Source organism: Salmonella sp. NW177 (genome assembly GCF_051811585.1).
GTDB classification, from domain to species: Bacteria; Pseudomonadota; Gammaproteobacteria; order Enterobacterales; family Enterobacteriaceae; genus Salmonella; species Salmonella enterica.
On record NZ_JAMMZV010000002.1, the window covers coordinates 573,284 to 586,522 of the forward strand.

A 13,239-nucleotide genomic window follows, 5' to 3' on the forward strand; every position below is an offset into this window, starting at 1 on the left:
GGCTTTCCTTATAGCGCGCAGGATACGCAGCCTTCAATTTCAGTACCTTCCAGCGCCAATTGGCGAAGCCGGATGTAATACAGTGACTTAATACCTTTTCGCCAGGCATAGATCTGCGCTTTGTTGATATCGCGGGTCGTGGCGGTATCGGGGAAAAACAAGGTGAGCGACAGCCCTTGATCGACGTGGCGCGTGGCCTCGGCATAGGTATCAATAATTTTTTCCGGACCGATATCGTAAGCATCCTGATACATGTCCAGATTTTCATTGGTCATAAACGGCGCGGGGTAATACACACGCCCGGTTTTGCCCTCTTTGCGAATCTCAATTTTGGCCACAATCGGATGAATGCTGGAGGTCGCATGATTAATGTAAGAAATCGAACCGGTCGGCGGCACCGCCTGTAAATTTTGGTTATAGATGCCATAGCGCATCACATCGTCGCGCAGCTTTAGCCACATTTCTCGTGTGGGCAGCGTAATGCCGCTGCGGGCAAATAGCGCCCTGACTTTCGCTGTTTTCGGTTGCCAGTCGTCCTGTAAATACTGCGTAAAATAGTCGCCGCTGGCATAGCGCGACTGCGCAAATCCGGCGAAGGTTTTGCCGCGTTCGCGGGCCAGCCGCATTGAAGTATGCACGGCATGCCAGGTAATGGTGTAAAAATAGAAATTGGTGAAATCCAACGCCTCCGGCGAACCGTAGGCAATGCCTTCTCTCGCCAGATAGCCATGCAGATTCATCTGGCCCAGACCGATGGCATGAGAGGCGGCATTACCGGCGGCTATTGAGGGCACGCTGCGTATATGGCTCATGTCCGACACCGCCGTCAGGCCGCGAATAGCGGTTTCTACGGTACGGCCAATGTCCGGTGAATCCATGACGTGAGCGATATTCAGCGAGCCGAGATTGCAGGAGATGTCATGCCCGATGTGGGTATAGTCAAGGTTATCGTCGTAACGGGAGGCGCTATTGACCTGTAAAATTTCTGAGCACAGGTTGCTCATATTAATGCGACCAGCAATGGGATTCGCGCGGTTTACCGTATCTTCAAACATGATGTAGGGATACCCGGATTCGAACTGAATCTCCGCCAGTGTTTGAAAAAAGTCACGGGCGTTAATATAGGTTTTACGCACGTGCGGATCGGCAATTAATTCATCGTACCGTTCGCTAATGGCGATATCGCCAAACGGTTTGCCGTAGCGTCGTTGTACGTCATAGGGCGAAAAGAGCGCCATTTTCGCGTTTTCTTTCGCCAGCCGGAAGGTGATATCCGGGATCACCACGCCGAGAGAGAGCGTTTTGATCCGGATTTTTTCGTCAGCGTTTTCCCGTTTGGTATCCAGAAAACGCAGAATATCCGGGTGGTGCGCATGGAGATAAACCGCGCCGGCCCCCTGGCGCGCGCCAAGCTGGTTGGCATACGAAAACGCGTCTTCCAGCATTTTCATCACCGGGATCACGCCGGAAGACTGATTCTCAATGCGTTTGATCGGCGCGCCCGCCTCGCGCAGATTGGAGAGTAAAAACGCGACGCCGCCGCCGCGTTTGGAGAGTTGCAGCGCCGAATTCACCGCCCGCCCGATCGACTCCATGTTGTCTTCGATACGGAGCAGGAAGCAGGAGACCAGTTCCCCACGCTGCTGTTTGCCGCAATTTAAAAAAGTCGGGGTAGCGGGCTGAAAGCGACCAGAAAGCATTTCATCGGTCAGTTGGGTGGCCAGCGTTTCGTCACCCTGCGCCAGCGTCAACGCCACTATTGTCACCCGATCTTCAAAGTGTTCCAGATAACGTTTGCCGTCGAAGGTTTTCAGCGTGTAACTGGTATAAAACTTCCAGGCACCAAGAAACGTCTGGAAGCGAAAGCCGCTGGCGTGGGCGTGCTCGAACAGGCGGAAGACGAAGGCGCGGTCGTAACGCGCGAGGACGGCGTCATCGTAATACCCTTCCCGAACCAGCGTCTCCAGACGTTCATGCTGGCTGGCAAACGTCACGGAATGCGGGCGGACGTGGGCGGCAAAAAAGGCGTCGATCGCCTGCTGGTCCTTGTCGAACTGAATATGGCCTGCTTTATCATAAAGATTCAGCATCGCGTTCAGGGCGTGGTAATCCATGGTTTCCTGCATTACGCGCTCCGGGGTAGTTGTTGCCAAAATTCATTTACTCCTTTTCGGACGTTATCGATGTCGCGTTGTGTGCCCATGAGCTCAAAGCGGTACAGCCAGGGTACGCCGCATTTTTGTGCTATCACATCGCCAGCGCATCCCCAGGCATCGCCGAAATTGCGATTACCGGAGGCAATGACGCCGCGAATGCGCGCCCGGTTGTGTTCATCATTTAAAAAGCGGATCACCTGTCGCGGCACCGCACCGGCCATCCCGCCGCCGCCGTATGACGGCACAACCAGAATGTACGGTTCGTCTACCTGAATTCGCTCCCGTTCATTGAGCGGAATACGCGTGGCAGGCAGCCCCAGACGCTGCATAAAACGGTGCGTATTTTCAGAGCTGCTGGAGAAGTAGACGAGCGCGCTCATGCGTTTGCCGCGTGGGGTGTCGGGTGCAGACGGTTAATCATGTCCGGGCGGAAGCCAGACCAGCTCAAATCGCCCGCCATCACCACCGGTAATTGACGAAATCCTTGCGCCCGGAGCGTATCCGCTGCATCCGGCACCAGATCGACGTTCACCATCTCAAATTCAAATCCACGGCTTTCCATCGCCCGCTTTGTGGCGTGGCACTGAACACAGTTATTGCGAGTGTAAATAGTAATGCTCATGATTCGTATTTCCATTTAAAATGAGAAAACGGCGCGATGAAACGCGTCGGATTGTCGTGTGTTGATACAGGAAATACTAGATGTAGTTGAATTAAGATTCAACCATACAAGATATGGGAATTTTCGATTGATTTTAACGCCGCTGATGAACGCAGCGGGGTAGGGGCGGCATGGCTAATTTTTGCCGGATGGCGGCGTGAACGCCCGATCCGGCCTGCAGGTTGACGCATAACAGAGTTGGCTGACATCTGCGCCATCCGGCAACAATGCGTCACATTCGCATACCGATCGCCAGACGGTTAAAGCAGTTCATTAAACCGATGGCGAAGGTCAGATCGCTGATTTCACGCGCGCTGAAATGATTGAGCAGCGGCAGGTAAACATTATCTTCGGCGTGGGTTTCAGCAATGTGCGTCACCGATTCCGCCCAGGCTAACGCCGCGCACTCTTGCTCGCTGAAATGGTGGCTTACCCGCCATCCTGCCAGCGCATCTAATTTAGCTTGATTTACGCCAGCCTTACGCAGCGCTTTACTGTGCATCTCCAGGCAAAATGCACAGCCATTTATTTGCGAAACACGCAGGTAAATCAGCTCCATCAGAGTGAGGTCAAGCGTGCTCTTTTCCAGCGCGTTTTTCGCCTGCACCAGAGCGCTATAAACCTCCGGGCTCAGTTCATAATAGGGTTGGCGTAACGTCGTCATCATGTTTCTCCTCGTGTTGATGACGAGCACTGTAGCACTATAATGGTCTGTAAAAGAGAGCCATATTTTTACAGAAAAAGCAGACCATATGCCGCGCTATCAGCACATCGCTCGTCAGTTAAAAACGGCCATTGAGCAAGGAGAACTCGCTCCAGGAACGCGTTTGCCTTCCAGCCGAACGTGGGCGCAGGAACTGGGTGTTTCTCGCGCCACGGTGGAAAATGCCTATGGCGAGCTGGTGGCGCAGGGCTGGCTGGAGCGACGTGGCCAGGCAGGCACGTTTGTGAGCAACGCTCTACGGTTTGAGACGGCGCCGCCGATACCCGCCGTTTTTGCCGGAGAAAGTCCGGAGCCGAAACCCTTTCAGATGGGGTTACCGGCGCTGGATCTCTTTCCGCGCGAGAAGTGGGCGCGAGTGATGGGGCGTCGGTTGCGCACGCAGACACGCTTCGATCTGGCATTAGGCGACGTCTGCGGCGAGGCGATTTTGCGCCAGGCGATAGTCGATTACCTGCGGGTTTCGCGTAGCATTGAATGTCTGCCGGAACAGGTATTTATTACCTCCGGATATGCGGATTCTATGCGGCTAATCCTGCGTACATTGTCTGTGCCGGGAGACAGCATGTGGGTGGAAGATCCCGGCTTTCCGTTAATTCGCCCGGTGATAACGCAGGAGGGGATTACGCTGGCGCCGATTCCGGTCGATGCCGATGGGCTGAATGTCGCGGCGGGGATGCGGGATTGCCCGCAGGGACGCTTTGCATTGGTGACGCCCGCCCATCAAAGTCCGTTGGGGGTGGCGCTGTCGTTAACTCGCCGACGGCAACTTCTGGCATGGGCGGCGAATGTGCAGGCCTGGATTATTGAAGATGACTACGACAGCGAATTTCGTTATCACGGTAAACCGCTTCCGCCGCTCAAGAGTCTGGATGCCCCGCAGCGAGTGATTTACGCCGGAACGTTCAGTAAGTCGCTCTTTCCGGCATTACGTACCGCATGGCTGGTGGTGCCGATAAAGCAGATTGAGCATTTCCGCCAGCAGGCGTCGCTGATGCCCTGTAGCGTACCGTTGTTATGGCAGCACACGCTGGCTGATTTTATCCGTGATGGCCATTTCTGGCGGCATCTGAAAAAGATGCGTCAACATTATGCTCAGCGACGGTTATGGATTGAAGAGGCGCTGGCAGAACAGGGATTTGTCGTGACATTACAGAAAGGCGGTATTCAATTGGTTATTGAGGTTGAAGGTGATGATAAAGCGCAGGTAGCAAAAGCGAATCAGGCCGGACTGGCGGTACAGGCGCTAAGCCGTTGGCGAGTGGTTTCGTCAGGAAAGGGGGGCATTTTACTGTCGTTTACCAATATTACTTCCGCTGGCATGGCGAAACAGGTCGCATGGCAGCTTCGACAGGCGATACAGTAACCGTTTCGCCGAATGGCGCGACCTGGGCCTGCGGCAATGATGCAGGCCCAATAAAGTATGTCGCCATCCGGCAGCGCACGTCGTTAGCGACGCAGGCTAAGCAGCGCCCCGATAAAAATCCCTACCGCTGCGGCGGTTCCTACGCTACACCAGGGTTTTTCACGCACAAACGTATCCGCGCACCCCATCGCATCACAGGCGGCTTGTTTTACGCGAGTACGACCCTGCATCCGCGCCCGGGTCTCTTTCAGCAACGCCTGTGCTTTACGTCGCGCAGCCTCGGCTTCGTCTTTCGCATCGCTTCCCCAGGATTTAAGGACATCTTCCAGACTGTCGGCTAATCGATTGACATCATTCTGAATATCCTGAACACCATCATCGACGTCGTTTCGGTTCGGTTTGTTAAGCATATGATCCTCCATTGATTTCGATGTAGCTTTCAGTGTAGTTCATATTTTTACCTGCTGAGGCTTGTTACGGCGATATCATGCGTTTCTGGACTTTTCTGAAAGCGTTGATAACGCGCTATCGGGTAAGGTAAGCCCGCAGTAAAAGAGAATGAGGATAAAATATGTATTTACGACCTGACGAGGTGGCGCGGGTACTGGAAAAGGCAGGGTTTACCGTCGATGTGGTGACGAATAAGACGTATGGTTATCGACGCGGCGAGAATTATGTTTATGTTAACCGCGAGGCGCGTATGGGGCGTACCGCGCTGATCATTCATCCCAGATTAAAAGACCGTAGCTCATCACTGGCTGACCCGGCTTCGGATATTAAAACCTGCGATCACTACCAAAATTTTCCGCTCTATTTAGGCGGCGAGACCCACGAACATTACGGTATTCCCCACGGCTTTAGCTCCCGAATAGCGTTAGAACGTTATCTGAATGGGCTTTTTGGCGACGAAAAAACCGACTAAAAGCGCGACTGGCAATGCCAGTCGCGACGCTAACTTACGCCTTAGCCTGATGATAGCTGCTCACTTTAAACAGGCGGCGACAATAATCCAGGAAGTAGCCATAAACCGCGCCCATTAACATTGAAACAACAATGTTTGAACTCACGGCGGCCACTATCTGATGCGAGCCGGCACCGACGGTCAGCAAGATGATAATATAAACGGGTGACTGAAAGGTGACATAAGCCAATACATCCGCCAGGTTTTTGGCCCATCCCGCCGGGCTTGCCTTACGCGCGACGCGCATAATCAGATCGCGGTAAACGCCGTATGGCCATGCAATCAAAATGTTGACAGGTATCGCCACCAGCCTGGAAGAAAGCGACTGCTCAAAGCTCATTCCGGAGAGGAATATCTCGATCAACATGTTCACAACAGAACAGTAAACAACCATCGCAAACGTGTCTGCTACGGCATGACGCAAGCGTGACTGTGGAGAGAACATGTTAATGCTCCTTGTAGCGTATCGATCAGAATGAGGTGATGGTTGGTAGTGAAATCATAAAGCACTTTTGTCTTTGCATAGAGTATATCCCTATATAATAACTATCAACTAGTGTAATATTTTTATTTATAGGCTTTTTGTCGATAAAATACTCTGTGATTGTTTATTTTTTGCTCGCGGCGAGATTTTCGTTGTTGTTAGTCATTAATTACTTTTAAATCAATGCATTATAATGCATTGTTTTTCTGGCGATTTTCAGCCACATTCCAAATGTTGTCAGATGCGATGTATTCTCGGCTAACGGCACGCGCTCTACTTTTCTCAGCATAATTATAGCTATTGCAGGGTCATTTTTAGCATAAAGCTCTGATGATAATTTTTGAATGGTTAATCTATTATTGTGATGAAATATTCACTTCTGTATAAGGTCAGCCACCGTGAGGGTCACCGCGGTTACTGAGATACGCAATACGCTATATACGCTATGGATTTCGAGTTGCTTAAAGGCGGCAAGGGAGTGAATCCCCAGGAGCATAGATAACGATGTGACTGGGGGGAGCGACAAATCTGCGGGGAGCAGATTTGAACGTCGCGTGCGACGACCCGTCAGGGCGAGGCCCATGGATGAGCCGGGTAATCCGTAGCCAACACATAAGCAACTTGAAGAATGAAGGGTATAAACAGCCGAACGGGAAACCTACAGATATACCGTAGGCAGAATAACCTGAAACACACAGGGGGTAATGAATATAACCTTCTGGTTAACAGATTAATATAATTAATCGAGTTATACTGAGTATATCTGTATGAACTTTAAGATCTGGAAATATAATCAATAATCGCATACAATACCGCCTGTAATAGTTTTTGTTTTCTGCGTTAAAAGGTTTTTATTGATATGAATTTGATGTTACAGAACTTAAATAATATCCGCACGCTGCGCGCTATGGCTCGCGAATTCTCCATTGACGTTCTTGAAGAAATGCTCGAAAAATTCAGGGTTGTCACTAAAGAAAGACGCGAAGAAGAAGAATTGCAGCAACGCCAGCTTGCCGAGAAGCAGGAGAAAATTAATGCCTTTCTGGAGCTGATGAAAGCAGACGGTATTAACCCGGAAGAGTTATTTGCCATGGATTCAGCAATGCCGCGTTCTGCTAAAAAGCGCCAGCCGCGTCCGGCAAAATATCGTTTTACTGATTTCAATGGCGAAGAAAAAACCTGGACCGGACAAGGTCGTACGCCTAAACCGATTGCCCAGGCGCTGGCGGCGGGGAAATCTCTGGATGATTTCTTAATCTAATCACGGATAGCTTTTAACAGATGGCGCTTCGTTTCCTGTCTCTATTAATCGGGACTCCGGGAACGTTGCGCCATGCTCATTCTGATAAATCAGCACACGCCAAAATCGCCCTCTTCGCAATAGGGGGTGACATCTGCCGCTTTGAGGATCAATTTTTCGCCCGGCTCATTACCGACCTGTACCGCGACAATATGATCCTCGTTGACTTCAATCACTTTCAGTTTCGGCCCCCCCATTCGGGGCTGTACAAAATCGCCTGGTGTGAACATCACGCCCTCCTGTTGAACAATGCTATAAACCTGCCTTCAGTCTACTACACACTTACCGACGCGTGGTGAAGGTACCGCTTAATGAGTACGGGTATTCCAGGGCATTTTTTCCAGTAGTCGCGCCATTCCGCAGAAGCCGGTTATGCCTGCCAGCATTAACCCGGCCCCGACAAAACCGCTAATGAGGAAAAAGCCGCCGTGGACCGTATAGCCCAGAATTACCCCAAGCAACGTCAACCCGCCGGCGGCGATTTGCACCTGACGCATCAGCGGCAACGGTTGCGATTTGTCTTCTGTGACGGGCAATCCTGCCGCTTTCCATCCATCGATACCGCCTTCCAGTAGACTGACCTGAGCAGGGGCGGCAATGGCCTGTAGTTTTGCTGCATTGCTGCTGGTTCGTTTACCTGACTGACAGTGAAAAATAATCTGTTCCGCTCGCAGGTTGGCGGGCAAATCGCCCTGTTCAAGCCGGGAGAGCGGCGCCAGTTGCGCATGTGGAATATGCTCGCGCAGATATTCATCGGCGTCGCGCACATCAATCAGTTTCGCGCCTTGCGCTATCAACGCTTGCGCCTCACGGGGGGAAACTATCCCAATGGACATCGTGCCTCCTTATGGACAATAGAGATTCTTTAACGTGGCGATAATCGTATTAACCGCCTCATTTTTAATGAAATAGTGAATGCGCTGGGCATCGCGTTGACTATCAATCAGTCCTTCTTCCCGCATCCGCGCCAGATGTTGCGACGTCGCGGAGGGGCTTAGCCCGGTAATGCGCGCCAGTTCGCCTGCGCTGGTTTTTGGCGAACCGCAAAGCATACATAAAATCAGTAATCTTTTTGGGTGGCTCATCGCTTTGAGCAGGGCCGCCGCCTGTTCTGCGCTGGCCTGAAGTTGTTCAAGCTCTGTCATAGTTATTTAAGCATTTTCTAAATTTAGTTAATTCTAAAATAAACGTCAACCTAATGCCAGCGTAAAGAGCGTAAAGGAGGGTAAAAGCGCGGTGCGTGACTGGCAGGCTCAGGTAAACTGACTATGCTTAGAGATAAAATCTCTTTTTAAACAATGACTAATTTTGCTTGTATGGAGTGTATATGGGTTTCTGGAGAATTGTATTTACGATTATTTTGCCTCCGCTCGGCGTACTTTTAGGAAAAGGGTTCGGTTGGGCATTTATCCTTAATATCCTGCTGACATTACTCGGATATATTCCGGGACTTATCCACGCATTTTGGGTTCAGATGCGTCATTAATTACCGGCCACCGGCGGCGCATAAGCGCCGCTTATCAGGATAACCTCATTCCCTCTGCTACACTTTTCTTTGTGTGTATTTTTGACAAGCGAGGTGAATATGGGACTTTTCAATTTTGTAAAAGATGCAGGTGAAAAACTCTGGGACGCGGTAACCGCTAATCATGATAAGGACGATCAGGCGAAAAAAGTCCAGGAACATTTAAATAAAACGGGAATACCCGACGCTGACAAAGTGAATGTGCAAATTGCTGATGGAAAAGCGACAGTGACGGGTGATGGGCTGAGTCAGGAGGCAAAAGAAAAAATTCTGGTTGCCGTGGGGAATATCGCCGGGATTAGCAGCGTTGACGATCAAGTTAAAACCACGACGCCGGCGGCTGAAAGTCAGTTTTATACCGTAAAATCAGGCGACACCCTGAGCGCTATTTCAAAGCAAGTGTATGGTAACGCCAATCTGTATAATAAAATCTTCGAGGCAAATAAACCGATGCTGAAAAGCCCGGAAAAAATATATCCGGGACAAGTGTTGCGTATTCCTGAAGAATAATGGCTATCAGGTCGCGCCAGGCTACATTTTTCCTGCCATCGCCTGGCGAATAATGGGAATCGGCGTCAGCAAATGCTGACGCATTAATTCGCTGGCGCGTGCCGCCTCGCGCGCCAGTATCGCTTCGGTTAGCGTGTGATGCTGGATATGTTTATCTTCCAGCATCTCGACGGACAGAACGGTTTCACGTAACCAAATAAAGCGGTAGCGGGCCGCCAGGTCAAATAAGCGTTCGCGCATCTGTAGCAGATAGTGGGAGCCGCACCCGGCGACAATGGCGGAATGGAACGCCTGGTGGCGCTGATCCCATTCATCGAGCATATGTTCACTGGCATCGCTGGCTTCCAGTTTACTGAGCATATGCGCTCGCGCCAGGATCTCCGCCTCCCACGCATCATCGCCGCGTTCAATCGCCAGGCGTACCAGCATCGCTTCCATATTGGCGCGCGCGTCAAAAATATCGAGGAGTTCCGCCTCTGACATGGATGCCACGCGATAGCCTTTTTGATTCACCACGGTGACCAGCCGTTCCGCCACCAGTTGCGACAGCGCCTCACGCAGCGGCCCTACGCCGAGCGCATAGCGGGCGGTTAATAAACTCATCCGCAGTTTCTCATCCGGCTGATAAGTGCCGCGAATAATGTCATTTTTAAGCCAGCGATAGCCATCTATGGCCGTCGGTTGGGAAAGGGCGGTCATCTTTTACTCCTGAGAAGCTTCCCGGCTGACGCCGGGAATAACTAACGTAGGTTTTGCAGGGGGGCTTTTTGCCACCTTATCAGTTTTTTCCAGCGAGACATAATGGGGACAGTACCTATTATGCCCAGCCCTAACAGCCCCGTTGAAATGACTTCTAGTTGCTGTGCCGGTCGAAATAGCATCACCACCAGAACAAAGCAGATAAAGCCGATAACCAGCCAGGTGAGCCACGGATAAAGCCACATTTTCAACTTAATTTCTCCGCCCTGCGCCAGCAGAATTTTACGCATCCGCAATTGCGAAATCGCAATCACCAGATAGACCAGCAGCGCGATGGCGCCGGAACTGTCGATAAGAAATTTAAACACTTTTGCCGGGGCATAATAATTGACGATAACAGTTAAAAAGGCCGCGCCGGTAGAGAGGAGAACCGCTACCCAGGGCGTTTTGCTACGGTTAGTTTTTCCCATTATCGCAGGCGCATCGCCGCGGCGGCTAAGGGAATAGAGCATCCGGGAGGCGGTATATAATGCGGAGTTCAGACAACTGGTCACCGACAACAAAATCACGCAGTCCATAATGAATTTTGCGTGCGGAATATGAAGCAGCTCCAGTACCGAGCGGTACGAACCTACGCTTTTCAGACCCGGCATATTCCACGGGATCAGCGCCACCACCACAAAAATGGAACACAAGTAAAAGATGGAAATTCGCCAGATAACAGAATTGGTGGCGCGTACGATATGTTTATCCGGCGTATCGGATTCCGCGGCAGCAATAGTGACGATTTCCGCGCCCATAAAAGAGAACATGGTGATCAACATGGCGCTTAACACCGCACCGAAGCCGTTAGGCATAAAACCGCCGTGATCCCAGAGCCGGGAGATACCGCTTACCTCGGCATACGGATAAAAACCGCTAATCGCCGTCGCGCCCAGCGCGATAAACGCCAGGATAGCAATCACTTTACATAGCGCCAGCCAGAATTCGAATTCGCCGTAATTTTTGACGCTCAATAAATTGCTTCCGGTTAAGGCAAGCGTAATCACTAATGAAAATAGCCACACCGGAATACCCGGTATCCATGAATTCAGAATAATGGCGGCAATATTGGCCTCCAGCGGAATAACCAGTACCCAAAACCACCAGTATAACCAGCCGATGGTATACCCGGCCCAGGGGCCGATCGCTTTATCCGCATAGGTGGAAAAAGAACCGGTATCCGGCGTGGCGACGGCCATTTCAGCCAGCATTCGCATAATCATGACGACTAAAAGTCCTGCGAACAGATAGGCCAGCAGTACCGCAGGGCCGGCCTCCGCAATCGCCACGCTGGAACCGACAAACAGGCTGGCGCCGATGACGCCGGCGATCGATAACATGGTGACGTGGCGTGATTTCAGCCCGCCCCCTAATGCATGTGATTCTGACAATTGCCCCATCCTAAAACCTCTTTATTGTTATTGCGCTCGTTTACCGGATGGCGCCTGGCTTATTCGGCCTACAATCGAAACGGTTTTTGTAGGCCGGATAAGACAGTTACGTCGCCATCCGACGCTGCTTATTGGACATTACGCTTGTTTCGCCTCATCAAAGCACTGGGCGATAATCTCCAGGCCTTGCCGAATCTGCGAGGCCTCAATAGTGAGTGGAACGAGGATGCGCAAGATGTTGTAGTAAGGACCGCAGGAGAGCAGAATTAACCCTTTCTCGCGGGCGCGGGCCACAATGTCGGCGGTCAGAGTCGCGTTCGGTTTGCCGGGGTCGCCATTTTCAAACAACTCAATGGCGATCATGGCGCCCAGTCCGCGCACGTCGCCAATCTCACGGTGCGTTTCCGCTATCTCCATCAGGCCATCGCGCAGCGTTTTGCCAAGCGTATTTGCCTTTTGCAGTAGATTTTCCTGCTCGAAAATGTCCAGTACCGCCAGCGCGGCGGCGCAGGCAATCGGGTTTCCGGCATAGGTGCCGCCCAGCCCGCCCGGCGCGATAGCGTCCATCACGTCTGCCCGGCCGGTAACGCCTGCCAGCGGAAAGCCGCCGGCGATCGATTTCGCAAACGTGGTAATATCTGCCGCAACGCCCATCTGTTCCATGGCGAACAGCGTACCGGTCCGGCCCGCGCCGCTTTGCACTTCGTCGGCAATCAACATAATGCCGTGTTGGTCGCATAGCGCGCGCAGTCGCTGCATAAACGCGGGAGAGGCGGCGTAAAATCCGCCTTCGCCCTGTACCGGCTCAATAATAATGGCGGCGATATCTTCCGGCGCGGCATCATTTTTAAAGATGCGCTCAATGCTGGCGATCGCGTCGTCGTCGCTGATGTTGTGTAGCGGGCAAGGATAAAGCGCGCGGTAGACATGGCCTGGCATCAATCCCATACCAGCAGAGTACGGGTGTACTTTCCCGGTCAGAGAGAGCGTGTAGTGGGTACGACCGTGGTAAGCGCCGCTAAACGCGATAGCGCCGCTGCGTTTTGTCGCCGCGCGGGCGATTTTCACGGCGTTTTCAACCGCTTCTGAACCGGTCGTGACCAGCAACGTTTTTTTGGCGAAATCGCCCGGTACCTTCTGGTTCATGCGTTCGCACAACGCCAGATACGGTTCATAGGCCAGCACCTGAAAACAGGTATGCGACAATTTCTTCAGCTGCGCTTCGACCGCTGAAACAATGCCCGGATGTAAATGACCGGTGTTCAGGACGGCAATGCCGCCCGCGAAATCGAGATACTCACGGCCTTCGACATCCCAGACCCGACAATTTTCCGCCCGCTCGGCGAAAATTGGGTGAATCTGGCCCACGCCGCGAGGAACGGCGTTATGACGGCGCTGCATTAAAGCGTTATTGGTATTCATT

The 13,239-nt window shown here is 52.0% G+C and carries 17 protein-coding genes; 5 read left to right on the top strand and 12 right to left on the bottom strand.

All coding sequences use genetic code 11. The features are described from left to right. Positions 1-8 precede the first annotated feature (8 nt). The 4 genes from nrdE to NA986_RS09490 form a co-directional block, all read right to left on the bottom strand. Positions 9-2,153, bottom strand: a complete 2,145-nt coding sequence (gene nrdE, locus NA986_RS09475) for a class 1b ribonucleoside-diphosphate reductase subunit alpha (RefSeq protein WP_024147168.1) — start codon at positions 2,151-2,153, stop codon at positions 9-11. Continuing rightward, positions 2,126-2,536, bottom strand: a complete 411-nt coding sequence (nrdI, locus tag NA986_RS09480; protein WP_001275401.1) for a class Ib ribonucleoside-diphosphate reductase assembly flavoprotein NrdI — start codon at positions 2,534-2,536, stop codon at positions 2,126-2,128. Before nrdI ends, nrdE begins: the two co-directional genes overlap by 28 nt. Beyond that, positions 2,533-2,778 carry a glutaredoxin-like protein NrdH gene (gene nrdH, locus NA986_RS09485; protein ID WP_000028870.1) on the bottom strand — a complete coding sequence of 82 codons (246 nt, stop codon included), beginning with the start codon at positions 2,776-2,778 and terminating at the stop codon, positions 2,533-2,535. Before nrdH ends, nrdI begins: the two co-directional genes overlap by 4 nt. Positions 2,779-3,049: 271 nt before the next feature. Next, positions 3,050-3,481, bottom strand: a complete 432-nt coding sequence (locus tag NA986_RS09490) for a carboxymuconolactone decarboxylase family protein (RefSeq protein WP_023193597.1) — start codon at positions 3,479-3,481, stop codon at positions 3,050-3,052. 88 nt (positions 3,482-3,569) lie between these two features. On the opposite strand from NA986_RS09490, the gene NA986_RS09495 reads away from it, so the two are divergent. After that, the gene (locus tag NA986_RS09495) at positions 3,570-4,904 is read left to right on the top strand and encodes a PLP-dependent aminotransferase family protein (protein ID WP_001138466.1); all 1,335 of its coding nucleotides are present in this window, start codon (positions 3,570-3,572) and stop codon (positions 4,902-4,904) included. An 83-nt stretch (positions 4,905-4,987) separates the two neighbouring features. Here the strand turns inward: NA986_RS09495 and NA986_RS09500 are convergent, their stop codons facing one another. Further along, positions 4,988-5,314: a DUF883 domain-containing protein gene (locus NA986_RS09500; RefSeq protein WP_001519557.1), complete on the bottom strand. Its 327-nt coding sequence runs from the start codon at positions 5,312-5,314 to the stop codon at positions 4,988-4,990. Positions 5,315-5,475: 161 nt separating this feature from the next. Between NA986_RS09500 and NA986_RS09505 the strand changes: the two genes are divergently transcribed. Continuing rightward, positions 5,476-5,826, top strand: coding sequence for a DUF2002 family protein (locus tag NA986_RS09505; RefSeq protein ID WP_000281305.1), 351 nt, complete (start codon positions 5,476-5,478; stop codon positions 5,824-5,826). 34 nt (positions 5,827-5,860) lie between these two features. Here the strand turns inward: NA986_RS09505 and alaE are convergent, their stop codons facing one another. Continuing rightward, on the bottom strand, positions 5,861-6,310 hold the full coding sequence (gene alaE / locus NA986_RS09510) for an L-alanine exporter AlaE (protein ID WP_023216127.1): 450 nt from the start codon (positions 6,308-6,310) through the stop codon (positions 5,861-5,863). Between the two features lie 898 nt (positions 6,311-7,208). Between alaE and stpA the strand changes: the two genes are divergently transcribed. Then, positions 7,209-7,610, top strand: coding sequence for a DNA-binding protein StpA (gene stpA, locus NA986_RS09515; protein ID WP_001051100.1), 402 nt, complete (start codon positions 7,209-7,211; stop codon positions 7,608-7,610). Between the two features lie 89 nt (positions 7,611-7,699). Here the strand turns inward: stpA and NA986_RS09520 are convergent, their stop codons facing one another. The 3 genes from NA986_RS09520 to NA986_RS09530 form a co-directional block, all read right to left on the bottom strand. Then, a complete protein-coding gene (locus NA986_RS09520) occupies positions 7,700-7,879 on the bottom strand; it encodes a hypothetical protein (protein WP_061383880.1) in 180 nt (59 codons plus the stop codon). Between the two features lie 78 nt (positions 7,880-7,957). Then, positions 7,958-8,485, bottom strand: a complete 528-nt coding sequence (locus tag NA986_RS09525; protein ID WP_000022010.1) for a rhodanese family protein — start codon at positions 8,483-8,485, stop codon at positions 7,958-7,960. Between the two features lie 9 nt (positions 8,486-8,494). Further along, positions 8,495-8,794, bottom strand: a complete 300-nt coding sequence (locus NA986_RS09530) for an ArsR/SmtB family transcription factor (RefSeq protein ID WP_000137432.1) — start codon at positions 8,792-8,794, stop codon at positions 8,495-8,497. A gap of 182 nt (positions 8,795-8,976) precedes the next feature. On the opposite strand from NA986_RS09530, the gene NA986_RS09535 reads away from it, so the two are divergent. Beyond that, complete coding sequence (locus NA986_RS09535; RefSeq protein WP_000508175.1) at positions 8,977-9,135, top strand: YqaE/Pmp3 family membrane protein; 159 nt, start codon at positions 8,977-8,979, stop codon at positions 9,133-9,135. Positions 9,136-9,234: 99 nt separating this feature from the next. After that, positions 9,235-9,684 (top strand): peptidoglycan-binding protein LysM, encoded by a 450-nt coding sequence (gene lysM, locus NA986_RS09540; protein WP_000522406.1) that lies wholly within the window; start codon positions 9,235-9,237, stop codon positions 9,682-9,684. Between the two features lie 21 nt (positions 9,685-9,705). On the opposite strand, the gene csiR is transcribed toward lysM, so the two are convergent. The 3 genes from csiR to gabT all read right to left on the bottom strand — a co-directional run bounded on the left by csiR (position 9,706) and on the right by gabT (position 13,238). Then, a complete protein-coding gene (gene csiR, locus NA986_RS09545; RefSeq protein ID WP_000126152.1) occupies positions 9,706-10,383 on the bottom strand; it encodes a DNA-binding transcriptional regulator CsiR in 678 nt (225 codons plus the stop codon). Positions 10,384-10,424: 41 nt separating this feature from the next. After that, the gene (gene gabP, locus NA986_RS09550) at positions 10,425-11,825 is read right to left on the bottom strand and encodes a GABA permease (RefSeq protein ID WP_000531282.1); all 1,401 of its coding nucleotides are present in this window, start codon (positions 11,823-11,825) and stop codon (positions 10,425-10,427) included. 129 nt (positions 11,826-11,954) lie between these two features. Beyond that, positions 11,955-13,238 carry a 4-aminobutyrate--2-oxoglutarate transaminase gene (gene gabT, locus NA986_RS09555; protein WP_001095558.1) on the bottom strand — a complete coding sequence of 428 codons (1,284 nt, stop codon included), beginning with the start codon at positions 13,236-13,238 and terminating at the stop codon, positions 11,955-11,957. Position 13,239: the final 1 nt, after the last annotated feature.